General features: G+C 59.6%; 19 protein-coding genes, 2 rRNA genes and 1 pseudogene (1 of these 22 running past the window's edge). 11 read left to right on the forward strand and 11 right to left on the reverse strand.

Annotation, left to right across the window (positions count from 1 at the left end; all coding sequences use genetic code 11):
* Window positions 1-72 precede the first annotated feature (72 nt).
* Both I6L36_RS08880 and I6L36_RS08885 read right to left on the reverse strand, forming a co-directional pair.
* The gene (locus I6L36_RS08880) at window positions 73-1,734 is read right to left on the reverse strand and encodes a putative transporter (protein ID WP_109112330.1); all 1,662 of its coding nucleotides are present in this window, start codon (window positions 1,732-1,734) and stop codon (window positions 73-75) included.
* A gap of 121 nt (window positions 1,735-1,855) precedes the next feature.
* Complete coding sequence (locus I6L36_RS08885; RefSeq protein WP_039041319.1) at window positions 1,856-2,488, reverse strand: hemolysin III family protein; 633 nt, start codon at window positions 2,486-2,488, stop codon at window positions 1,856-1,858.
* Between the two features lie 191 nt (window positions 2,489-2,679).
* Between I6L36_RS08885 and I6L36_RS08890 the strand changes: the two genes are divergently transcribed.
* The 3 genes from I6L36_RS08890 to I6L36_RS08900 all read left to right on the forward strand — a co-directional run bounded on the left by I6L36_RS08890 (window position 2,680) and on the right by I6L36_RS08900 (window position 5,163).
* On the forward strand, window positions 2,680-4,185 hold the full coding sequence (locus tag I6L36_RS08890; protein ID WP_043156041.1) for an aminotransferase class V-fold PLP-dependent enzyme: 1,506 nt from the start codon (window positions 2,680-2,682) through the stop codon (window positions 4,183-4,185).
* Between the two features lie 105 nt (window positions 4,186-4,290).
* Entirely contained in the window at window positions 4,291-4,842 is a 552-nt protein-coding gene (locus tag I6L36_RS08895; protein ID WP_039041321.1) for a septation protein A, read from the forward strand.
* Between the two features lie 24 nt (window positions 4,843-4,866).
* The gene (locus tag I6L36_RS08900; RefSeq protein WP_010675539.1) at window positions 4,867-5,163 is read left to right on the forward strand and encodes a YciI family protein; all 297 of its coding nucleotides are present in this window, start codon (window positions 4,867-4,869) and stop codon (window positions 5,161-5,163) included.
* 63 nt (window positions 5,164-5,226) lie between these two features.
* Here I6L36_RS08900 and cysQ read toward each other — a convergent pair whose 3' ends face one another.
* Window positions 5,227-5,997 (reverse strand): 3'(2'),5'-bisphosphate nucleotidase CysQ, encoded by a 771-nt coding sequence (gene cysQ, locus I6L36_RS08905; RefSeq protein WP_039041322.1) that lies wholly within the window; start codon window positions 5,995-5,997, stop codon window positions 5,227-5,229.
* Between the two features lie 164 nt (window positions 5,998-6,161).
* On the opposite strand from cysQ, the gene I6L36_RS08910 reads away from it, so the two are divergent.
* The 3 genes from I6L36_RS08910 to I6L36_RS08920 all read left to right on the forward strand — a co-directional run bounded on the left by I6L36_RS08910 (window position 6,162) and on the right by I6L36_RS08920 (window position 9,096).
* The gene (locus tag I6L36_RS08910) at window positions 6,162-6,479 is read left to right on the forward strand and encodes a ComEA family DNA-binding protein (protein ID WP_043156043.1); all 318 of its coding nucleotides are present in this window, start codon (window positions 6,162-6,164) and stop codon (window positions 6,477-6,479) included.
* Between the two features lie 94 nt (window positions 6,480-6,573).
* Window positions 6,574-7,485 (forward strand): UTP--glucose-1-phosphate uridylyltransferase GalU, encoded by a 912-nt coding sequence (galU, locus tag I6L36_RS08915; protein ID WP_010675542.1) that lies wholly within the window; start codon window positions 6,574-6,576, stop codon window positions 7,483-7,485.
* A 213-nt stretch (window positions 7,486-7,698) separates the two neighbouring features.
* Window positions 7,699-9,096 (forward strand): peptide MFS transporter, encoded by a 1,398-nt coding sequence (locus I6L36_RS08920; RefSeq protein ID WP_052815577.1) that lies wholly within the window; start codon window positions 7,699-7,701, stop codon window positions 9,094-9,096.
* 70 nt (window positions 9,097-9,166) lie between these two features.
* Here the strand turns inward: I6L36_RS08920 and I6L36_RS08925 are convergent, their stop codons facing one another.
* Window positions 9,167-10,138: a response regulator gene (locus tag I6L36_RS08925; RefSeq protein WP_029314797.1), complete on the reverse strand. Its 972-nt coding sequence runs from the start codon at window positions 10,136-10,138 to the stop codon at window positions 9,167-9,169.
* Window positions 10,139-10,413: 275 nt separating this feature from the next.
* Here I6L36_RS08925 and I6L36_RS08930 point away from each other — a divergent pair, with 275 nt between their 5' ends.
* The 3 genes and pseudogenes from I6L36_RS08930 (at window position 10,414) to I6L36_RS08940 (ending at window position 12,778) form a co-directional block, all read left to right on the forward strand.
* Window positions 10,414-11,088, forward strand: a complete 675-nt coding sequence (locus I6L36_RS08930) for a DnaT-like ssDNA-binding domain-containing protein (RefSeq protein WP_039041329.1) — start codon at window positions 10,414-10,416, stop codon at window positions 11,086-11,088.
* A 72-nt stretch (window positions 11,089-11,160) separates the two neighbouring features.
* Window positions 11,161-12,015 (forward strand): DnaA/Hda family protein, encoded by an 855-nt coding sequence (locus tag I6L36_RS08935; RefSeq protein WP_010675546.1) that lies wholly within the window; start codon window positions 11,161-11,163, stop codon window positions 12,013-12,015.
* A 127-nt stretch (window positions 12,016-12,142) separates the two neighbouring features.
* A pseudogene (locus I6L36_RS08940) lies at window positions 12,143-12,778 on the forward strand (SDR family oxidoreductase).
* A gap of 57 nt (window positions 12,779-12,835) precedes the next feature.
* On the opposite strand, the gene I6L36_RS08945 reads toward I6L36_RS08940, so the two are convergent.
* The 4 genes from I6L36_RS08945 to I6L36_RS08960 all read right to left on the reverse strand — a co-directional run bounded on the left by I6L36_RS08945 (window position 12,836) and on the right by I6L36_RS08960 (window position 17,646).
* Window positions 12,836-14,029, reverse strand: coding sequence for an ABC transporter permease (locus I6L36_RS08945; protein WP_109112329.1), 1,194 nt, complete (start codon window positions 14,027-14,029; stop codon window positions 12,836-12,838).
* Window positions 14,026-15,162 carry an ABC transporter permease gene (locus tag I6L36_RS08950; protein ID WP_109112328.1) on the reverse strand — a complete coding sequence of 379 codons (1,137 nt, stop codon included), beginning with the start codon at window positions 15,160-15,162 and terminating at the stop codon, window positions 14,026-14,028. The genes I6L36_RS08945 and I6L36_RS08950 overlap by 4 nt, the downstream gene beginning before the upstream one ends.
* A complete protein-coding gene (locus I6L36_RS08955) occupies window positions 15,162-16,166 on the reverse strand; it encodes an HlyD family secretion protein (protein WP_109112327.1) in 1,005 nt (334 codons plus the stop codon). Before I6L36_RS08955 ends, I6L36_RS08950 begins: the two co-directional genes overlap by 1 nt.
* A gap of 73 nt (window positions 16,167-16,239) precedes the next feature.
* Complete coding sequence (locus I6L36_RS08960; RefSeq protein WP_162540557.1) at window positions 16,240-17,646, reverse strand: TolC family protein; 1,407 nt, start codon at window positions 17,644-17,646, stop codon at window positions 16,240-16,242.
* 290 nt (window positions 17,647-17,936) lie between these two features.
* Here I6L36_RS08960 and dusB point away from each other — a divergent pair, with 290 nt between their 5' ends.
* Together dusB and fis are read left to right on the forward strand one after the other, a co-directional pair.
* Window positions 17,937-18,902 (forward strand): tRNA dihydrouridine synthase DusB, encoded by a 966-nt coding sequence (gene dusB / locus I6L36_RS08965; RefSeq protein ID WP_010675552.1) that lies wholly within the window; start codon window positions 17,937-17,939, stop codon window positions 18,900-18,902.
* A 25-nt stretch (window positions 18,903-18,927) separates the two neighbouring features.
* On the forward strand, window positions 18,928-19,224 hold the full coding sequence (fis, locus tag I6L36_RS08970; RefSeq protein WP_005309538.1) for a DNA-binding transcriptional regulator Fis: 297 nt from the start codon (window positions 18,928-18,930) through the stop codon (window positions 19,222-19,224).
* A gap of 82 nt (window positions 19,225-19,306) precedes the next feature.
* On the opposite strand, the gene I6L36_RS08975 is transcribed toward fis, so the two are convergent.
* The 3 genes from I6L36_RS08975 to I6L36_RS08985 all read right to left on the reverse strand — a co-directional run.
* On the reverse strand, window positions 19,307-19,939 hold the full coding sequence (locus tag I6L36_RS08975; RefSeq protein ID WP_045521897.1) for a LysE family translocator: 633 nt from the start codon (window positions 19,937-19,939) through the stop codon (window positions 19,307-19,309).
* A gap of 297 nt (window positions 19,940-20,236) precedes the next feature.
* A 5S ribosomal RNA gene (gene rrf / locus I6L36_RS08980) occupies window positions 20,237-20,351 on the reverse strand.
* A gap of 84 nt (window positions 20,352-20,435) precedes the next feature.
* A 23S ribosomal RNA gene (locus I6L36_RS08985) occupies window positions 20,436-23,317 on the reverse strand (it continues 8 nt past the right edge of the window).

Below are 23,317 nucleotides of genomic sequence, written 5' to 3' on the forward strand. Positions count from 1 at the left end.
ATTAATTAAATCAATAGCATAAATTGTGACAAAACGAAGACGGGAGCCTCATCGGCTCCCGTCCGTGAGGTGTCAGACACCGGCCCAGAGCAGGATGGCCAGCAGTTGGGGCGAGATGATCCGCAGGAACATCACCAGGGGGTAGACGGTCGCGTAAGAGAGTGCGCTGGCACCACTGGTGGGGTGCATGCCGTTGGCAAATGCCAGAGCGGGAGGATCCGTCATCGAGCCGGCCAGCAGACCGCACAGCGTGAGGTAGTTGAGCTTGCCATAATGGCGTGCCAGCACACCCACCAGCAGCAGCGGGATGAGGGTGATTGCCACACCGTACATCATCCATGCGGGACCGTCGCCGTTGATCAGGGTGTCGATGAAGCCGGCCCCGGACTTGAACCCCACCACCGCCAGGAAGAGCACTATGCCTATTTCCCGCAGCGCCAGGTTGGCGCTCGGCGGCATGAACCAGTAGAGCTTACCGATGCTGCCGATACGAGACAGGATGAGCGCCACCACCAGCGGTCCCCCTGCCAGCCCCAGCTTGAGCGCCGCCGGGAATCCCGGCAGGTAGAAGGGAATGGATCCGAGCAATACCCCCAACCCGATACCGATGAAGACGGGCAGCATCTGCACCTGCTGCAGTTTCTGCTGCACGTTGCCCACCACGCTGGTGACCGCCTCGATGGCATCGAGCCGCCCCACCAGGTTCAGGATGTCACCGAACTGCAAACTGGTCTGACTGGTCGGCACCAGCTCGATGCCGGCCCGATTCAGGCGCGAGATGACCACATCGTATTTCTGCTTGATGTCGAGATCGCGGATCCGTTTGCCGAGCACCTGCTCATTGGTGACCACCACCCGCTCGACCCGCAGATCGGTCCCTCGGGTGGAGAGGGAGGTGTCTACCTCCTCTCCAAGCACCAGCAGCACCTTGTGCAGGGCATGGCGCTCCCCCACCAGGTGCAGCAGGTCGCCAAGTTCGATGCGCGAGTCGGGCTTTGGCACCATCAGCTCGTCGCCACGCTTGAGGCGGGAACAGATGACGTCCGCCTCGTCCAGACTCGGGATCTCGCGGAGCATCAGGCCATGCATATTGGGATTGCGCACGGCAATGTTGATGGTTTGCAGACTCTCCTTGGTCTTGCCAGCCTGCTGCTCGAAAGCGACCGCCTCCTCCTCGATCTTGATGTGGAAGAACATCCTGATGAGCCACATGGTGAGCAGGATGCCGCAGATCCCGAACGGGTAGGCCACCGCATAGCCCATCCCCATCAGGCCGGTGGAGCCAGGAGCCGCCCCGAGCTCCGCCAGGATCTGCTGGCCAGCCCCCAGGGACGGGGTATTGGTCACGGCCCCGGAAAAGACCCCGAGGATCACCGGCAGCGGTACATCGAACAGCTGGTGCAACGCTGCCGCCACCAGGCAGCCGAGCAGAACCAGCAGGGCCGCGAAGCCATTGAGCTTGAGGCCCGAACTGCGCAAAGAAGAGAAGAAGCCGGGACCGACCTGGATGCCTATGGTGTAGACGAACAGGATCAGGCCGAATTCCTGAATAAAATGAAGTGTTTGCTCATCCAGCTTCAACCCGGACAAGCCGGCGAAGTGGCCCACTATGATGCCGCCGAACAGCACCCCGCCAATACCCAAACCCACGCCATAGACTCGCCAGTTTCCCAGCCAGAGCCCCAGCACTGCCACCAGCGACAGCATGCTGATGGAAAGCGCGATCTCACTCATCGTTTGCATCCTTTCCAAACTGAACTGGCACTAGCTTGTCAGCAAACGAAGGGGGCAACTGTGGGGTGCCGCACGAATTCAGGCTTTCATGAGCACAAAAATACCAATTAAGGGTTAGCCATCAGATATAGCCATAAATGGCCATGAAGTGACACAGACTGCCACCCAGCACAAACAGGTGCCAGATGGCGTGGTTGTAGGGAATGCGCTTGGCCACATAGAAGATCACTCCCAGGCTGTAGATGAGACCACCCAGCCCCAGCAGCAGGAGCCCGGTACCATCCAGATGCAGATAGAGCTGGTAGATGACCACCAGCGACAGCCAGCCCAGCATCAGATAGGTAAATAGCGACACCTTCTTGAAACGATTGATGAAGATCAGCTTGAACACGACCCCCGCCAGGGCCAGCCCCCAGATCACCACCATCAGTCCTTGCGCCAGCGGCGTATCGAGCGCCACCAGCAGGAAGGGGGTATAAGTGCCGGCGATCAGCAGATAGATGGCGCAGTGATCGAACAGCTTGCTCCAGCGTCTGGCCGCCACCGAGCTCACGCTGTGATAGAGCGTCGAGGCGAGATAGAGCAATACCAGGCTGGCACCGTAGACGCCGTAGCTCAGCAGTACCCTGGGCCCCTGATCCCACCCCTTGTGCAGCAGCAAGACCAGTCCCAGTCCGCCCAGCAGCAGCCCCAGCCCATGGCTGAGGCGATTCGCCCACTCTTCCCGTGGGGAGTACCCCGTCACATCCATCATTACCTCCAACCCATTACCGGCCCACTCTAGCGGCCGATTTTTCAGGCTACAAGTGTTAGCTGAAAATAAAGGCGCGAGGAGAGGGAGGGCCAGAGATGGCTGTGCCCCCCGCCCCTTTGGTGTATGCTCTGCCGCCGACGCCGCCCATGCGGATGGCCGCGTCTGCCCGACAATCTGGTCTGGAGAACCCGATGAAGCTCACTGAACTGTTTACACAACCGGATCCTGATTTCGGCAAGGCCATGACGGCCCTGCTGGAGCATTTCCATCATTCCGACGACAGTCAGGCCCCCTATCAGCGGGGCAGCTTCACCCACCAGCTCGATCAGTCGTGCATGCCCGCCATCGGCATCTCTCCCCGGGACTATCTGGCACGGCTCACCACCCTGGTACCCGGGGCATCGCACCTCACCTCTCCCCGCTACATGGGACACATGACGGCACCGCTGCCGGCCTTCACCGCCGAGCTCTCCCGGCTCTTGGTGATGCTCAACCAGAACCCGATGAAGATGGAGTCCTCCCGTTTGCTGAGTTTTCTGGAGCGGGAAGTGCTGGCCAAGCTGCACCGTCTGGTCTACCGCGAGGACGACGCCTTCTATGCAGCCCAGATGCATGCCAAGGATGCAGCCCTCGGCGTCATGACCAGTGGCGGTACCATCGCCAACGTCACCGCCCTCTGGCTGGCTCGCAACCGGGCCTGTGGCGACAACCTGTTCGCCCTCGCCGAGCAGGGCTATCGCGGCGCCGTCATTCTGGGATCGCGGCTGATGCACTACTCCTTCGACAAGGGGATGGATCTGCTGGGACTCGGGGCTCGCAGCGTCTGGCGTCTCGACACAGACGAGCACAACCGGCTCAGTCTGGCGGCACTGGAACAGGCCCTTCAACAATGCAGGGAGCAGAAGCTCAAGGTGCTGGCGCTGGTCGGCGTGGCTGGCAGCACGGATTTTGGCTCCGTCGACCCGCTGCCGGAACTGGCCGCCATCGCCCGGCGCGAGCAAATCCACTTCCACGTGGACGCGGCCTGGGGTGGTCCGACCCTCTTCTCGCCCCGCTATCAGGGATTGCTTACGGGGATAGAGCACGCCGATACCGTCACCCTTGACGGTCACAAGCAGTTGCTGGTCCCGCTCGGTACCGGCATGCTGCTCTGCCGCCAACCGGACCTGATGATGACAGTGAAGCGCGAGGCTCCCTACGCCATCCGCGCCACCTCCTTCGATCAGGGGCGCTTCACTCTGGAGGGGACCCGTCCCGCCAACGCGCTCTATCTGGATGCCGCCTTCCAGATGCTGGGACAGCAGGGTTATGCCCAACTCATCGACGCCAACTACGACAGGGCGCGGCGAATGGCCGCGCTCATCGACGCCAGTCCCGCCTTCGAGCTGATGTCGGCACCTGTCATGAACCTGCTCTCCTACCGGTGCATTCCGCCCCACCTGCAAGGTCAGGTGCCCGATGTGGCGGCCAACGAACAGATCAATCTCTTCAACGTCGCCCTGCAAAAAGCCCAGCGCGCCGAAGGGCACAGCTTCGTCTCACGCACCCAGCGCGCAGTGTCCCGCTATGGCGAGCAACCGCTCACGCTGCTGCGCGCCGTCCTGCTCAACCCCCTCATCGAGGAAGCAGACATACGCGCATTGCTGGACGATCAGGTGCGCCTTGGCAACCAGATTGCCAGCCAGCTGTTCGAGTAACCCGCCGCCCCGGTAAGGAACTGCCTGCAGAATGGACGGTCTTATTCATTTGCCGTTGTCTGACGGGCAGGTACACTGAGTGAAATTTTGAGGTTAGAGCCCAGCATGAAGCAGTTTATCGAGTTCATCCCCCTGATCGTCTTCTTCGCGGTCTACAAGTTTTACGACATCTACACCGCCACTGGCGCCCTGGTGGTCGTCACCGGCCTGCAACTCCTGTACAGCTGGCTTCGCTATCGCCGGGTCGAGAAGATGCAGTTGTTCACCTTCGTGCTGGTCGGTTTCTTCGGCGGCCTCACCGTCTTCTTCCACGACGATGCCTTCATCAAGTGGAAGGTGACCGTCATCAACATGCTCTTTGCCCTCGCCCTGCTCATCGGCCGCTATGGCTTTGGCAAGAACCTCATCAAGCAGATGCTGGCCAAGGAGCTCCAAGCCCCCGACCGGGTCTGGGACAACGTCAATCTCGGCTGGGTCGGCTTCTTCACCCTGTGCGGTCTGCTCAACCTCTACGTGGCCTTCAACCTCTCCCAGGAGATGTGGGTCAACTTCAAGGTGTTCGGCCTGCTGGGCATGACCCTGGTCTTCACCCTGCTCAGCGGCGTCTATCTCTATCGCCACATGCCGGCCGAGCAGAACGCAGAACAGAAAAAATAACCGCAACCAGAAAGGGATTGTTCCATGTGGTATCTGATCTACTCCGAAGATGTCGCGGGCAGCCTGCCCCAGCGCAAGCTGGCACGCCCTGCCCACCTGGCCCGCCTGCAAGCCTTGCAGGATGAGGGCCGCCTGCTGACGGCCGGCCCCAACCCGGCCATCGATGCCGAGGATCCGGCCGATGCGGGCTTCACCGGCAGCACCGTAATCGCCGACTTTGCCAGTCAGGCCGACGCCCAGGCCTGGGCCGATGCGGACCCCTATGTTGCGGCAGGGGTCTACGCCAGAGTGACCATCAAACCGTTCAAGAAAGTCTTCTGAGCCCATCGAGGCTGACAAGAAAAAGGCCGGACACTGTCCGGCCTTTTCGTATCCGATGGTGACTCATGCCCTGGCCACAAACCAGGGATTGAGGATATCGGGCTTGTTGTAGCAAAGCGGCGAACCATCGAGCTGGGTGACGCTGCCCCCCGCCCCTTCCAGTACCGCCTGAGCAGCCCCCGTATCCCACTCGCAGGTCGGCGCGAGCCGCGGGTAAAGCTCGGCCTCCCCCTCGGCAATGATGCAAAACTTGAGAGAGCTGCCCATGGAAACCAACTCAATCTCGCCCCGCTCCAGTTCGCCAAAACGGGCCAGATACTCGAGGGTTTCCTGCGACAGGTGATTGCGACTGCCCACCACGCGCCACACTTGCCCTGCGTCATGAGGACGGGTCTGGATGGTCTCGTGCCTGCCATCGGCCACACGCCAGGCGCCAATCCCCTTGCCCCCATACCAGAGCTTGTCCAGTACCGGGGCATAGACCAGCCCCCAGCGCGGGGTCCCCTGTTCAATCAGGGCGATATTCACCGTGAACTCGCCGTTGCGGGAGACAAACTCCTTGGTGCCATCCAAAGGATCCACCAGCCAGTAGCGGGACCAGCCGAGTCGCGCAGCCATCACCTCGGGGGAGGACTCTTCCGACAACACCGGGATATCGGGAGTGAGACGCGCCAGCGCCTGAACGATCACCTCGTGGGCCCCCTTGTCCGCAGCCGTCAGCGGGCTCTCGTCCTGCTTGTACTCCACCGCAAAGGGCTGGCTGTAGATGGACATGATGGCCTCACCGGCGGCGCGGGCGATGGGCTCCAGTTCGGAAATGGCGGGTAGATACATGGAAAAGAGTTCTCGCTCAAAGGGTTGGTCAGTGTAACCGAGTGAGTATCTTCGGCTTATAGCCGTTTGCACTGACTTATACAGTGTCAAAACTGACAGACAAAAAGTGGCGCAACACAGCTAATGATAAATGTGGCACTAACGCCACATAAGGACATGACGATATGAACAAGAAGACCCTGATCGCCGCACTACTGCTGGGCTGCCTCCCCCTGTTGAGCCAACCTCTGCTGGCCGCCGACAAGGCGGCGACCAAGCCTGTGGCCACCACCCAAGTCAAGGAAAGCGGCAAGATCAATCTCAATACCGCCAGTGCCAGCGAGCTCACCGCCCTGAAAGGCATTGGCGAGAAGAAGGCACAGGCCATCATCGACCACAGGGAGAAGCAGGGCAAGTTCACCTCCGTCGATCAACTGGCGGACGTCAGTGGCATCGGACCTGCCACGCTGGAAGCAAACCGGGACATGATTATCGTCAAGTAACCGGTTTGAATCCCTATCATCCCGAGGGCAGCCTGTGGCTGCCCTATTTTTCTTCGGGTATCATGAGCCCACTTTGTATCTTCGGACTCACTCCATGAAAAAGACACCGCTCGTTGTTCGCAAGGCCGTTCTCCCCGTTGCCGGTCTGGGTACCCGCATGCTGCCCGCCACCAAGGCCATCCCCAAGGAGATGCTGCCCGTGGTCGACAAGCCGCTGATCCAGTATGTGGTGCGCGAAGCCATCGCCGCCGGCATCAAGGAGATCATCCTGGTGACCCATTCAAGCAAGAACTCCATCGAGAACCACTTCGACAAAAGCTTCGAGCTGGAGGCGACCCTGGAGAAGCGGGTCAAGCGCCAACTGCTGGAAGAGGTTCAGCACATCTGTCCCAAAGACGTCACCATCATGCACGTGCGTCAAGGGGAAGCAAAAGGCCTGGGCCATGCAGTACTGTGTGCCCGCCCCCTCATCGGGGATCAACCCTTCGCCGTTCTGCTGCCGGATGTGCTCATCGACGAGGTGGCCAGCGATCTGAAGCAGGACAACCTGGCGGAGATGGTGCATCTGTTCGAAGAGGAGCAGATCAGCCAGATCATGGTGGAAGCCGTCCCCGAGAGCGAAGTGGACAAATACGGCATCGCCGACATCAAGGGGGAAGCCCTGAGCGAAGGCATGTCCCTGCCGATGCAGGCCATCGTCGAGAAGCCGCCCCGGGATGAAGCCCCGTCCAACCTGGCCGTGGTCGGTCGCTATGTGCTCTCGGCCAATATCTGGCCCTTGCTGGAAAAAACCCCGGCCGGCGCCGGCGACGAGATCCAGCTGACCGATGCCATCGCCATGCTGATGGAAAAGGAGCAGGTCAATGCCTACTTCATGAAGGGACGCAGCCACGATTGCGGCAGCAAGCTCGGTTATATGAAGGCCAATGTGGAATACGCCGTGCGCCATCGGGAACTCAGCAAAGAATTCACCAGCTGGCTGAAGCAGTTTGCCAAAGAGCTGTAATCTCTGAATATTTACAAGATAAGCAGAATAAAAAACTGGGCATCATTCGATGCCCTTTTTCATTTTATAAACAAATATTCAACCATTGATAGATAAAATATCGCTAAATCATAATATTGTAATTTAAAGTCGCTTGTTCTATAAGGATTAAGGCTTGTTCCTAGCCCTTGCATAAAATTTCTAAAAAAATATAAGACACAGGTGGAAGTTCCAATGAATAACCCGTCCAAAGGGACCTTTTTAGGTCACCCTAAAGGGCTTTTTTTGCTCTTTAGTACCGAACTGTGGGAGAGATTCTCCTATTACGGCATGCGTGCCGTGCTCGTCCTCTATCTGACCGACCTGACCGCCAACGGTGGCATGGGCTGGACCCAGGCCGACGCCCTCAAGCTGTACGGCATCTATACCGGTCTGGTCTACATCACCCCCGTCATCGGCGGCTGGCTCGCCGATACCTTCCTGGGCCAGCGCCGTGCCATCCTGTTCGGTGCCGTGCTGATGGCCGCCGGCCAGTTTACCCTGGCACTGCCTCACGCCATGTTCCCTGACATGGTCAACACCGTCTTCTATGCCGGCCTTGGCTTGCTGATCGTGGGCAACGGCCTGTTCAAACCGAACATCTCCACCATGGTGGGTGACCTGTATAAAGAAGGGGATCACCGTCGTGACGGCGCCTTCACCATCTTCTACATGGGCATCAACCTGGGCTCCCTGCTGGCCGGCGTGATCTGCGGCGCCGCCGCCACCGCCTATGGCTGGCAAGCCGCCTTCGTCAGCGCCGGTATCGGCATGCTGCTCTCCCTGGTTGTGCAGGCCACCATGGCCCAGCGTTTCCTTGGCGACATCGGCCGTGTGCCCGCCGCCCAGCGTGCCGCCCTGCAACGCTCCAAGGAGCAAAAAGCGCCCCTGACCAAACAGGAAGTGGATCGCATCAAGGTGATCCTGGTACTGGGCCTGTTCACCATCATCTTCTGGGCCGGCTTCGAGCAGGCCGGTGGTCTGATGAACCTGTATGCCCAGGAGTATACCGACCGCATGATCGGCAGCTTCGAAGTGCCGACAGCCTGGTTCCAGTCCCTGAACCCCTTCTTCATCATCACCCTGGCCCCTGTCGTGGCCGCCATCTGGATCAAGCTCGGCAAGAAAGAGCCGAACTCCCCGGTGAAATTCGCCATGGGCCTGCTGTTCCTGGCCGTCGGCTTCCTGTTCATGATCGGTGCCGTGCTGGAGCAAGGTGGTGATCAGGCTGTCAAGACCTCCATGTTCTGGCTGGTCGGTGCCTACCTGTTCCATACCCTGGGCGAGCTCTGCCTCTCTCCCATCGGTCTCTCCATGGTGACCAAGCTGGCTCCGCTGCGCCTGGCCTCCCTGATGATGGGTGCCTGGTTCGGTTTCGTGGCCCTGGCCAACTATGCCGCCGGCTTCATCGGCTCCTTCGTCGGCGAGTCCGGTGCCATGGCCATCTTCGGTGGCATCGCACTGGCCGCCGTGATCAGCGCCCTCATCCTGCTGACCATGGCCAACCGCCTGGTCTACTGGATGCACGGTGCCGAAGGCCCGGCCAAAGAGCCCGAAGAACAAGAGCAGAAACTGCAGTCCGCGACCGTTTGACCGGTCAGGACAGCAGAGACCAAACAGGGCGCCCATGGGCGCCCTGTTTGCATGTGTTCACTTCACAGCGTCAGTGGTGACGAACCTGCATCGTCAGGGCGCTGCCGCTGTCACTGCGAAACTGCAGATCAAAGGGCTCGTGCCAACTTCGCCTGTGCAACGTGTAGCGACTGCTGCGCATCAAGCCGAGCGGCAACCCCCCTGCACGCATCAACCAGTGAGGTGAGGTGAGCCCGGCATTTGCAAAAAGCAGCCCATCCTCCTGATCGAACAGCAGGGCCGCCATGGCAAAGGAGTGACGCAGGCCCGACTCCAGCAGTTGCAGATTGAGGTAATCCAGCAATCGGTGTGGCTGGGTCAACAGCAGGCTCTCTTGTTGCTGGTATTGGCGATAGGGGCCGTTCATCAGGGATCGCACCAAGGCACCACAGAAGGCCGCATCCACACCGAGGATGGGCAATTCCATCACCAGTACCAGCAGCTTGTCGTCCAGTTTGAAGGTATCCGGGATGAAGAGATTGCCCATGCCGGCAAAGGTGACCTGCCAGGGCCCCCACTCCTGCATGCCAGGGGGGGCCAACCAGGCGAGCAGCCGGCTGCTCGCCAGATCGTGGCCACGGAAGAAGTCGATGTGCTCCATCAGCTCCAGTTGCTGGCTCTGATGCCCGAGGTTTGTCAGGCATTGCTCGATGCTGCGGCGGATCTGCTCATAGTCATTCACCGGTTTGATGAAGAAGTCCCTGGCCCCCGCCCGCAGCGCACGCTCGATCGCAGCCATCTGATCCTGACCGGAGATGACGATGACGGGCACCTGTGGATAGCGGGCGGTGAGGCAGGCAATCACCTCATGGCCATCCATGTTCGGCATGTTCAGATCACACAACACCACATCGGGGTGATAGAGCGCTGCGGCAGAGAGCCCCTCAATCCCGTCTTCTGCCTGAAAGACGCAGGCCCCGTCGTGCTCGAGATAAGATACCAGTGAGTGGCGAAAAACCGCTTCGTCTTCTACCACCAAGATCCGTAGTCCGGCTTTTGACATCTTGACAAAGCTCTTATTAGTCAAATGGTTATTTGAGCATTAAGACTAGATCATGGGCGCTGGATACCGCCACACAATATTGTCGAGCAGCGAGCCGGGCTGGCCTTGGTATCTGCCAAGCGTTTGAAATGGTCCGACTATTTTGATCGCCCCCTTGCGCAGAGATGGTCGGCAACCGTCGCCCGGCAGCCGTTATCTCGCAGGTCGGCACCATGAATTGTATGAGGCACCGCCATGAGGGATAATGCCCTCCACTCCAGATCGTGAAGCAGACCATGACGCCAGCCGAATACAGCGCCCTCGCCCATCCCAGACTCTCCCATCCGGCCCGCAGCCTCTATACCCTGCAACTGCGCCGCTTGGTGCTGGAAAATCGGCTGGCCCGACTCAACTATCCCGAGCTTGGCCGGGCACTGGCTGTCGTCGATCCGGGCAATCCCGGTGGTTTCAGCTATCAGGTCAACGCTCGCCAGCTGACCGAACTGCTCGACGAGCTGATGGAGGCCGAACTGCTTCAGGTCGAGGCCCAGGCTGACAGTGAGCACTACCACCAGTGCCCTTTCCAGTTGCCGTTGCTGAGCCAGCGGGTGCGCAGCCCTCTGCCGGCACGCCCGTTCCAGATGCACCTGCAGTGGCGTCCGGACGAAGAACTGCCTGCTCTCGCACGCCTGTGCGGGGTGATCGATGCCAGCTACAGCGAAGAGGATCTCGGGGAGTTCATCGCCTACTGGCTCGGCCGCCCCGAGGTGTTCGACTCCCAGCACCAGTGGATGTTGAAATTTATTCGGGCCCTCAAGAGTCGGCGCTACGCCCGCCGCCCGGCGACCGTGGTCACCGGGTACCAGCAGGTCGCGCCAGCCCCGGTAGAGGCTGGCCCGAGCCGCCGGGCGCAAGAGATGATCGATGAGGCCAAACGGCTGGCACAAGCTCAGGAGCCGGAGAATGATTGATACCAGGCGGCCACGAAGTGCACTATTGACCCCCTGCCCATCCAGCCACAGCCCTAGCAGAAGGAGAATTCCATGACAGATCCGCACGACCCGATGCGCCAGGCACTGGAAGAGATCGAGGCCAAACGCCAGAAAATCGCCAAGGCGAGACAGGAGCAACGGGCTCATGATCCCGAGCTCAAGCGTCACGTCAGCAGCCTGCAGCAACGTATTCTCCGACTGCGGGCCGCAACCGGCGGCAGCCAGTACGACTACGAGACCCTGCGCAAGGAGTACGACGCCAAGGCCAATGCCGAAGTGCGCGAGTTGCAGAAGGCCGCCCGCCAGGAGCGGATCCAGAAGCTGATCGCCCAGGCCGACCTCAATCCGGACTGGATCTTCGACAAGATGGATTCCGGTGACCCGGCCCTGCAATACCCCATCGAGACAGCCCGCTACTTCATCAGCGGTTTCGAGCACTGGGAGAAGAGCGGCGGGGGCTGCATGCTGATCTACGGCGATTACGGCACCGGCAAATCCACCCTGGCGGGTGCCGTGGCCCACGAGTTGATCGCGCGCCACCAGAAGTCGGTGATCTTCCAGCAGTGGGCCTCCATCGTGGACAGGCTCTTCTTCAACGTCATCCAGGATCAGGAGGAGCGCAACCAGTACCGCCGCGCCCTGGAAGAGGTGGACCTGCTGATCATCGACGAGGTGGCAGCCAACCGCGCCAAGATGGCGGAGAGTCAGTCCAGCTTCCTCGGCCACCTGCTGCGCCGTCGTCGCAACCTGTCCAAAAGCGTCATCATCATCACCAACCACAGCCCCCAGAGCCTGCATCAGGCCATCGGTGATTTTAGCTATGAGGCGATCAAGGCGTTCAATCCGGTGGACATCCACCTGAGCGGACCCAGCCGCCGTCCCAGCATCGGCCATTACAACGGTTGATCCCGTCGGGCCGGCGTCCCTGATGTCCGGCCCTTCATATCCCCTGCACCTCACAAATAAAAACCACTCTCATTTACAGAGAGCCATCCAGGCTCTAGGCTTGCTCTTTTGTTCGAGAGGGCCTGTCATGCCAACCACACTCATCTTCGGTGCCAGTCGCGGACTGGGCCGCGCCTTCACCGACCACGCACTGCAACTGGGCCACAGGGTCGTTGCCCTGGTGCGCCATGCCGACATGGCCAGCGAGCTGCATACCCTGGGAGTCGAGGTCGTCATCGGGGATGCCCTGGCCCCCCAGGCCGTGGCCCAGGCTTGCCACTTGGCGGACAGGGATGCCCGGGTAGTCTCCACCCTCGGCGGCTTTCGCCAGAGTGCACCGGTGGATTATCAGGGCAACCGCCATGTGATCGACGAGATGGAGCGCGCCGGGCTCAGCCGCCTGCTGCTGGTCACCTCCCTCGGTTGTGGCGACAGCTGGCAATACCTGCCCGAGCGGGCTCGCGCCGCCTTCGGACACGAGGTACGCCTCAAGAGCTTGGCGGAAAGCTGGCTGCAGACAAGCACCCTTGAGTGGACCATTTTACGCCCCGCAGGGTTGCAGGATGGGGAGCCCACGGGTCAGGCCATCCTGAGCTAGGGGCAAGAGAGGCATGGCCTGGTCAGGCGCCAGGATGTGACGATACGGGGTTTGCAACTGCTCACCGACCAGGAGGCGTGCGGCCAGATCTATGCCATCGGCGATCCGGGTCTGAGTCAACCATGACCCCTGTGAATGGCAACACGGTCAGCCCGAGGGCTGACCGTGTTGTTGCAAGGGGGCCTAGTCGGTGGAAGACGCTGTCGCCCCATCATCCGGCCCCGTTGCAGGGCACGGTTGACGCCAGCGGAGCAACCAGCACGCCAGAGCGCCATACAACAGTGCAAGCCCCCACAACTGCCACCAGTAGCGGGAGACCTGGGCAAAGTCGGCCCCCATCTGATTGAGGCGCAGGAATCCCTCGATGGCCGGCGTGCTCGGCGCCCACTGGGCCAGCCAGTTGAGGGGTGCCGGGATGAGCTCAAGGGGCCAGATAAAGCCGGCCAGGAAGACCAGCGGCAAAGAGGAGACAAGCACCACCTGGGTCGGTAGATCACGGCGGGTGAACAGGGCGCCGAGCACGATCCCGAGCCAGGTGGTGGCCAACAGGAACGGCAGGGTAAAGAGCCAGAGTTCGCCGGGTACAGCGGTGCGGGCAATACCGTAGTGATCGAAGCAGAAGCCGAAGAAGTAGGTCACCGGAAGGACGAAAAGAGCCCCCACCACCAGGGTGCGGGCCAGCAACAAGGCCGGCACGGGGGCATGTTGCCAGTAGCCTGACTCGCCACGGCGGCTGCGCTGGTTCTGGGTCGCCCCCAGGATGCCGGTCCCCATCAGCAACACCTGATGCAGGATCAGCACGAATACCGCAGGCACCACGTAGTTCACATAGCCCATGGTGGAGTTGAATACCGGCAGCACATTGAGGGCCACCGCGTTCCAGCCCATGGCGGCCTGGGGCAGCGCCTCGCCCTGGCTCAGCAGCCTGGCCACCTTCACCTGGGCGGCGAGCGTGCCCCCCGCCTGGGCCAGCCCTTCGGCAATGGTGCCATAGACCAGGAAGTAGGAGGCATCCCCGGCATAACCCAGGGTCACGCTCCTGCCCAGCATCAGATCCCGATAGAAGTGGCGGGGAATGTGCAAGATGCCGCTCGCCTTGCCGGTCAGCATCATCTGGCGGGCCTCGTCGAGCGAACCGGCACGGGCCACCAGTTTCACCTGCGCCGTGGCATCGGCCATAAACTCCAGCTGGCGGGAGAGCTGGCTGCCATCCTCGTTGACCACCACCACGGGCTCTTCCCTGGGCAATTGGTGCAGGTAGGGCTGGGGGTAGAGGAAGGAGTAGAAGAAGACGCCGCCAAACAGGGTCAGCATGATGGCGCGATCCGCCAAGAGGGTGCGCAGCTCAAGGCGCACCAGATCCCAGAATCCCATCATGGCCTGGACTCCTCATGGGGCAGGGCCGCGCCCGACGGCGTCCGGTAGCGGTGTACCACCAGCAGCAGGGGCAGCAGAAACAGCAGCAGGGCCCCGAGCTGGGGCAGGGCCGCCGTCAACGGTTGACCGTAGTTGGTTTGCCCGATTTGCAGCTCCACATAGTGGGAGATGGGCAGCAGGCTGCGCCAGAACTGGGCCACATCCCCCATGGCGGTGACCGGAAAGGTGACCCCCATAAAGGCGAAACCGGGAGCCGTGTAAGCCCCCGCCAGCGACAGAGCGCGCGCCGGATCCCGGATGATGGCGTAGAAGAAAGCCCCCATGGTGACGCAAGCGGCTGACGCCAGTCCCAGCCCCGCCGTCAGCACCAGCCAACTGCCTTGCATGGGGTACCCAAGCCCCTTGAACAGCAGCAGACTCCACGCCAGACCCCACCCCCAGCCGATGAGCACGTGGGGTAGCAGGGTACGCCAGAGGCCGAACCAGACCCCTCTGGTGGTCCAGTCCAACCCGAGGCGATCGGTGCGGGCCAGGGCGTTCAGGCCATAGAGCACCACCAGGATCTGCCACACCGCAGGCAGCAGGGCGCTCAGCAGAAACTGGGCGTAGCTGGAATTGATGTTGTAGAGCGCGGTAACCTGGCTCGCAATGGGTACGGATTGTCCCAGGGCACCGGGCAGCGTCGTGCCGTCGGCCATGGCCGAGAGCACGCCCACCTGGCCATTGAGAGTTCCCACCACCTGGGCCAGTGCGGAGTTGACCAGCTTGGCAATCAGGATGAACTGGCCATTGTTGAACACGGTCACCCTGGGTTGGGTCCCCTCGCGGGCAGCCCGCTCCAGGTGATAGGGGATCACCACCAGGGCATAGATGTCCCCCCCTCGCAGTGCCCTGGCCCCTGCGTCGATGGAATCAAACTGCTGGGCGACCTTGAGCCCGGCGGAGCCATCGAGAGAGAACGCCAGTTGACGGGAGAGGGTGCTGCGATCCAGATCCACCAGACCGACCTTGAGATCCCGCGCCAGGCCGGCTGAAAAGATCCAGCACAGGATCCCTATCAGCAGCAAGGGGACCCAGCTCGCCAGCGCCCGGCCGAACGGGTCCTGCCAGAGCAACCGCCATTCGCGTCCCATCAGAGCTCGACCAGCACGCTCATGCCGACCCGCAGCCCGTCAACCGGCTGCAAGGGGCGCGCTTCCACCTGGAAGCTTTTCATGTCGAACCCCTGGCGGGTGTCGGTGGCACGCCAGGTGGCGAAATCCCCCATCACGGCCACATGGGTCACCTTGAAGCGCACCAGCTGATCCCCCAGGCCGGGAATACGGGCATCAAACTCGGTACCGACCGGGAACCTTGGCAAGAGGTCCTCACGGACATGGAACTGGGCCCAGGCATCCTTCATGTCGAGCAAGGTCACCACAGGGAAGCCCTGGGGAGCCAGCTCGCCGCTACGCAACAGCACCTGGGCAACTTCCCCCTCGTGTGGGCTGGCGATGCGGGTATCGGCCAGATAGGCTTCCACTTCCGCCACGCCGCCAGCCGCCACCTTGGCCTGCTCGCGGGCCGCTATCTTGGTCTCTTCCCGCGCCCCTTCCAGTGCCATCTGGTATTGCTGCCAGGCCATGCCCTCGCTGTACTTCGCCGCCTGCCAGGCCGTCCAGGCCTCGTCACGCTTTTGCAGCGACATCACGCCGTCCCGATGCAGGCTGGCAATGCGCTCGTAGGTTTTGCCATGAAGCAGGGCAGCCGCCTTGGCCTGTTGCCACTGATCCTTGGCGGCCGCGATCTGCTGCACTCGCGCCCCCTTCTCGGCCTCTTCGGCCATGGCACCAGCCGCGGCCTGCCCGGCCTTGGCCTGACTCAGCTTGGCCTCGATCTCCGGGCTCGCCAGAGTGAACGCCAGTTGGCCCCTGGCCAGTTGATCCCCCTTCTTCACCAGCACCTCGTCGATGCGGCCCGCCACCTTGGAAGAAACCGAATATTGCTGCGCCTCTATCTGCCCCTGCAGACGCACCGGCTCCGGCTGATAGGCCAGCCAGAAGCGCCAGCCAAGCCAGAGCACAAGCAATACCAGCGCCAGTGGCAGCAGCCAGGGCTTGCCCTGGCTCATCTTCTTCTTGATGGGGGGATGACTCATGAATTCACCTCGGCAAACGGGCGACCCTTGACGGTCGAAACGGACATGAATAACGGAGTGGAAGAGCGCGCGATCATGAGTTCACCTCGATCGCCTGGCCATGCTGATACTGGTTGAACCTGTTCATCTGACCGGAGAGTGCCAACAGGCGGGCTAGAGAGATCACGTATTGATAGGCGGCGGCGGCGCGCTGGGTCTTGACCCCGGCAAGCTGGGTCTGGGCATCGACCACATCGAGGGAAGTGGAGAGCCCCTGACCGAATGCCTTGTCACGCAACCGCACGTTCTCCTCGGCCAGCGCCTGGGTCGAGGAGAGAGAGTGATACTCCTCCAGTCCCTGGGCAGCCTCGCGCCAGGTCTTCTCGACCAGCAGCTCCAGATCCTGGCGGGTCTTGGCTTGCAGCAGGTTGACCTGGAGTTCGGCGCTCTTGGCTGCCTGGACCGTCTCGGAGCGGCCATCACGACTCACCAGCGGCATGCTGACCCCGACACCAACCAGCCAGTCCGGTGTGGTCTTGGAGACAATGGAATCATCTTCATAGAGGTTGTAGTTGCCGAACAGGAAGAGCTCGGGGGCGTATTTGCCCTTCTCCAGCTTGATCATCCCCTGGGCCTGCTCCTTCTTGGCCGTCAACAGCTTGAGACCGGGATGCACCGACAGGGTCTCCTCCACAAAGGGAGACAAGGCTGGCATCCCTTCGTTGATGAAGAGGGCGGTATTGGGCTCAGCCTGCTTGAGCTTGAGCATGTGGCCGAGCGCTAGCTGGGCGATCTCCAGGCTGCGCCTGGCCTTCTGGGTATCGATACGTGCCCTGTCATAGGCAGACTGGGCCGAAAGGCGCTCCACCTTGGCGATCTGCCCCTGGGCTTCGAGCTTCTTGGCATGATCCAGATGGTGTGCCAGTCCCTGCTCGATCTCCTGCTTGGTCTGCACCACCTGCGCCGCCAGCACCACCCCGAAGTAGGTCTGGGAGAGGCTCTCGAAGGTGGACTGCTGTTTGAGCACCAGCAACTGCTCAGCCTCGCTCACCTGGGCCTGACGAATATCCTGGGCCGCATCGATGCGCCCGCCGGTAAAGAGCGGCCATAGCATCTTGACCGAACTGGTCACCACGTTCTGCTTGGTGAGGGGGGTGACGAAATCGCTCGGGCTGAGGTTGAGTGCCTGCATCACAGGCCCCAGCACCTTGCCGAATTCCGGATGATTGGCGATGGGGTTGAGATCCAGCATGTCCAGCTCCATCGGCTGATCGAGATGGGTATAGCTGGCCCCCACATCCACCTTGGGCAGGTACATGGCCTTGGCCGCCTCCCGCAGTTGCTGGGCCCGCTCCACCCCGGCCTGCTCTGCCGCCAAGCCGTCATCCTGCTGGATGACCCGGCTCCAGGCCTCGGTAAAGCTGACCGTCTGCGCCTGAGCCGACCCCAGCACGATACCCAGCAGGCATGGGCAGAGCGACTTGATGAACTTTACCGTCATACATCCCCGATCCGTTTGTAATGAAATTGTGTAGAGTCTTTGCTCAATTCAGGCCCGCTATCATAGCCTAAACCGGCTTGAGAGGGAGACTCACAAATCACCATCTCCCTCACTCGCGCCCTCCTGACCATGGTCACAGACAATATGTCCGATTTTCAAGCACTCCTGAATTTGCAAGCCTTGGCGCGACGTTTTTTTCAGAAAAAAATGGCTGACGCTCAAATACTAACCTTTTCTCCTGACTAAAAAATGCGTAATATACGCCGCCCTAAGCCGATGGTAACCGTGGAATGCAGATAGGTCCCCACACGCTTGAAACTCCCCTGATCGTGGCCCCCATGGCCGGTGTAACAGACCGACCATTTCGTGAACTTTGTTTACGTTTGGGAGCCGGTATGGCCGTTTCCGAGATGCTGCTGGCCAACCCGGATGTCTGGGATACCCAGAAAACCCGGATGAGAATGGATCACTCTGCTGAAGGCGGCTTGCGATCGGTCCAGATTGCCGGTGCCGACCCCGAGATGATGGCGTTTGCTGCCCGCTACAACGTGGAGCAGGGCGCTCAGATCGTCGACATCAACATGGGATGTCCGGCAAAAAAAGTGAATAAGAAGCTGGCAGGTTCCGCCCTGCTGCGTCAGCCAGACCTGGTCAGATCCATCTGCCGGGCCGTGGTGGATGCGGTGGAAGTACCTGTCACCTTGAAGATCCGCACAGGATGGGATCCGGATAACCGCAATGGCGAGGAGATCGCCCGAATCGCCGAAGATTGCGGTATCGCGGCCCTTGCCGTGCATGGTCGTACCCGTGCCTGCCTCTACAAGGGCGAAGCGGAGTACGACACTATCAGGGCGATTAAGCAGGCCGTATCGATTCCTGTTGTCGCCAATGGCGACATCGATAGCCCGGAGAAAGCCCGGTATGTCCTCGACTATACCGGTGTCGACGCCGTGATGATCGGCCGTGCTGCGCAAGGACGACCCTGGATTTTCCGGGAAATCCGCCATTTTCTTGAAACGGGCACCAAGCTGCCGCCTCCCGACAGGGAAGAGGTTCGCACCCTGATGAACGAGCATGTCACCAATCTGCACCAGTTTTACGGTGCCTATCTGGGAGCGCGCATTGCCCGTAAACACGTGGGCTGGTATCTGGATGAAGAAGAGGCGGGCCGAGAATTCCGTAAGCACTTCAATGCCCTGGATTGTGCAGACGCACAACTCGAGGCACTCGAAGCGTATTTCGATGGATTAGGTTAACGCATAACTAAAGAGCCGACCGAATATGTTCGAACAAACCCTGACTTCTGATGCATTGGTAACAACTACTCACAATCACGCTGCCGAGCCGACCCAACGCCCCCTGCGTGACTCTGTGCAACAGGCCCTGCGTAACTACCTGGCCCAGTTGAACGGTCAGGAAGTGATTGATCTGTACGATATGGTTCTCTCCGAAGTCGAAGCTCCCATGCTGGACGTGATCATGCAGTACACCCGTGGCAACCAGACTCGCGCCGCCGTGATGATGGGCATCAACCGCGGCACCCTGCGCAAGAAACTCAAGCGTTACGGCATGAACTGATCCCGGTCATTCTGCTGCAGTGCAGACGAAGGCGTATCCCAGCGATGGGATACGCCTTTTTCTATGCCCGGTGTTTACCTGCTCACTCCACCGCCAGCTTGATACCAAGCCCCACGAACAGCCCCCCCATCACACGATTCAGCCAGGTGGCCACCCGGGTGGGTAGTCGCACCTTGCGGCTTGCAAACGCGGTGGAAAACGCCAGCAGATGGCACCAGATCATGCCGTTGAGATTGAAGATGCAGCCCAGCACGATGAATGCCATCGCCTTTTGCGGTGAAGCGGGATCGATGAACTGGGGCACAAAAGCGAGAAAAAAGAGCGCCACCTTGGGATTGAGGACATTGGTGAGCAACCCCTGCCGGAAGATGCGCCCATAAGAGAGCGCAGGCAGCGCCACAGCCCCATCCACAGACGTTGAAGTGCCACTCCTCTGCCAGAGCATGGACACACCGAGATAGACCAGATAGAGCGCCCCCATCAGCTTGATGACGGCAAACAGCTCGGCGGAGGCACTCAACAGGGCAGACAGTCCCAGCGCCGCCGCCAACACATGCACCATGGTACCTGTCCCGATACCCAATGCCGCCATGGACCCTGCACGCCAGCCCTGGGAGCCGCTGCGCAGCATTATGAGCAGGGAGTCAGGCCCAGGCATCATGTTCAACAGCAGGCCAGAAACGACAAACAACGCCAGATCGTGGATCCCCAACATAGACAGCTCCTTGTACATGAAAGAAACAGTCTATGGATCCTGAAGTACTTGTCACTCCCGTTTCCGGCGATAGTGATTATCAAGGAAGGGAATAGCGTTTGAGCCGGAGATACTTGACGCTCAACCTGGTGAGAAAGAGAGATTGAGCCGTTTGAAAGGCAGTGATACTGGCTGAATAGCAATGTTTACCGATGTAATAAACTGTATTTTTAGCATTATCCAGACTTATTATCTAAAAAATAAATTTCAGGCAATAAAAAAACCCCGCTCGAGTGAGCGGGGTTTCTTGTATTGGGTGCCTGGCAGTGTCCTACTCTCGCATGGCGAATGCCACACTACCATCGGCGCTACAGCGTTTCACTTCTGAGTTCGGCATGGGGTCAGGTGGTTCCACTGCGCTATTGCCGCCAGGCAAAAATCTTCAATCTGAAAAAGCTGATTTAGTTATTCGTTCTCGGTATCTGCTACAAGTCTCAGAACACTTCTTGGGTGTTGTATGGTTAAGCCTCACGGGTAATTAGTATGGGTTAGCTCAACGTATCGCTACGCTTACACACCCCACCTATCAACGTTGTGGTCTCCAACGGCCCTTTAGGACCCTCAAGGGGTCAGGGATGACTCATCTCAGGGCTCGCTTCCCGCTTAGATGCTTTCAGCGGTTATCGATTCCGAACTTAGCTACCGGGCAGTGCCACTGGCGTGACAACCCGAACACCAGAGGTTCGTTCACTCCGGTCCTCTCGTACTAGGAGCAACTCCCTTCAATCATCCAACGCCCACGGCAGATAGGGACCGAACTGTCTCACGACGTTCTGAACCCAGCTCGCGTACCACTTTAAATGGCGAACAGCCATACCCTTGGGACCGACTTCAGCCCCAGGATGTGATGAGCCGACATCGAGGTGCCAAACACCGCCGTCGATATGAACTCTTGGGCGGTATCAGCCTGTTATCCCCGGAGTACCTTTTATCCGTTGAGCGATGGCCCTTCCATTCAGAACCACCGGATCACTATGACCTACTTTCGTACCTGCTCGACCTGTCCGTCTCGCAGTTAAGCTGGCTTATGCCATTGCACTAACCTCCTGATGTCCGACCAGGATTAGCCAACCTTCGTGCTCCTCCGTTACTCTTTGGGAGGAGACCGCCCCAGTCAAACTACCCACCAGGCACTGTCCGCGAGCCCGATTCAGGGCCCTGCGTTAGAACATCAAACATACAAGGGTGGTATTTCAAGGACGGCTCCAGCGCAACTGGCGTCACGCCTTCAAAGCCTCCCACCTATCCTACACATGTAGGTTCAATGTTCAGTGCCAAGCTGTAGTAAAGGTTCACGGGGTCTTTCCGTCTAGCCGCGGGTACACCGCATCTTCACGGCGAATTCGATTTCACTGAGTCTCGGGTGGAGACAGCATGGCCATGGTTACACCATTCGTGCAGGTCGGAACTTACCCGACAAGGAATTTCGCTACCTTAGGACCGTTATAGTTACGGCCGCCGTTTACCGGGGCTTCGATCAAGAGCTTCGCTTGCGCTAACCCCATCAATTAACCTTCCGGCACCGGGCAGGTGTCACACCCTATACGTCCACTTTCGTGTTTGCAGAGTGCTGTGTTTTTGATAAACAGTCCCAGCCATCTGGTCACTGCGACTCCCGACAGCTCCATCCGCAAGGGACTTCACCATCAAGAGCGAACCTTCTCCCGAAGTTACGGTTCTATTTTGCCTAGTTCCTTCACCCGAGTTCTCTCAAGCGCCTTGGTATTCTCTACCCGACCACCTGTGTCGGTTTGGGGTACGATGACTTGTAATCTGAAGCTTAGAGGCTTTTCCTGGAAGCAGGGCATCAATGGCTTCCGCACCGTAGTGCGTTCGTCTCGTGTCTCAGTGTTGTGTCTCCGGATTTGCCTAGAAACACCACCTACGCACTTTCACCAGGACAACCGTCGCCTGGCCCACCTAGCCTTCTCCGTCCCCCCATCGCAATTACAAGTCGTGCAGGAATATTAACCTGCTTCCCATCGACTACGCCTTTCGGCCTCGCCTTAGGGGTCGACTCACCCTGCCCCGATTAACGTTGGACAGGAACCCTTGGTCTTCCGGCGAGGAGGCTTTTCACCCCCTTTATCGTTACTTACGTCAGCATTCGCACTTCTGATATCTCCAGCATACCTCTCGATACACCTTCGCAGACTTACAGAACGCTCCCCTACCACTCACACATAAGTGTGAATCCGCGGCTTCGGTGCCTGGTTTGAGCCCCGTTACATCTTCCGCGCAGGCCGACTCGACTAGTGAGCTATTACGCTTTCTTTAAATGATGGCTGCTTCTAAGCCAACATCCTAGCTGTCTGAGCCTTCCCACATCGTTTCCCACTTAACCAGAACTTTGGGACCTTAGCCGGCGGTCTGGGTTGTTTCCCTCTTCACGACGGACGTTAGCACCCGCCGTGTGTCTCCCGGATATTACTTACTGGTATTCGGAGTTTGCATGGGGTTGGTAAGTCGGGATGACCCCCTAGCCCAAACAGTGCTCTACCCCCAGTAGTATTCGTCCGAGGCGCTACCTAAATAGCTTTCGGGGAGAACCAGCTATCTCCGAGTTTGATTGGCCTTTCACCCCCAGCCACAGGTCATCCCCTAACTTTGCAACGTTAGTGGGTTCGGTCCTCCAGTTGATGTTACTCAACCTTCAACCTGCCCATGGCTAGATCACCCGGTTTCGGGTCTACACCTTGCAACTAGACGCCCAGTTAAGACTCGGTTTCCCTACGGCTCCCCTATACGGTTAACCTCGCTACAAAATGTAAGTCGCTGACCCATTATACAAAAGGTACGCAGTCACCCCGAAGGGCTCCCACTGCTTGTACGTACACGGTTTCAGGTTCTATTTCACTCCCCTCACAGGGGTTCTTTTCGCCTTTCCCTCACGGTACTGGTTCACTATCGGTCAGTCAGGAGTATTTAGCCTTGGAGGATGGTCCCCCCATATTCAGACAGGATGTCACGTGTCCCGCCCTACTCGATTTCACATCAAGGTTGTTTTCGTGTACGGGGCTATCACCCTGTATCGCCGGCCTTTCCAGGACCGTTCCACTAACTTCCAAGATGCTTAAGGGCTAATCCCCGTTCGCTCGCCGCTACTGAGGGAATCTCGGTTGATTTCTTTTCCTCGGGGTACTTAGATGTTTCAGTTCTCCCGGTTCGCCTCGCTACGCTATGTATTCACGTAGCGATACCTAGCTTATGCTAAGTGGGTTTCCCCATTCGGAAATCCGTGAGTCGTAATGTCTCTTACCGACTGCTCACGGCTTATCGCAGGTTAGTACGTCCTTCATCGCCTCTGACTGCCAAGGCATCCACCATGTACGCTTAGTC

Source organism: Aeromonas sp. FDAARGOS 1406 (assembly GCF_019048565.1).
GTDB classification, from domain to species: Bacteria; Pseudomonadota; Gammaproteobacteria; order Enterobacterales; family Aeromonadaceae; genus Aeromonas; species Aeromonas caviae.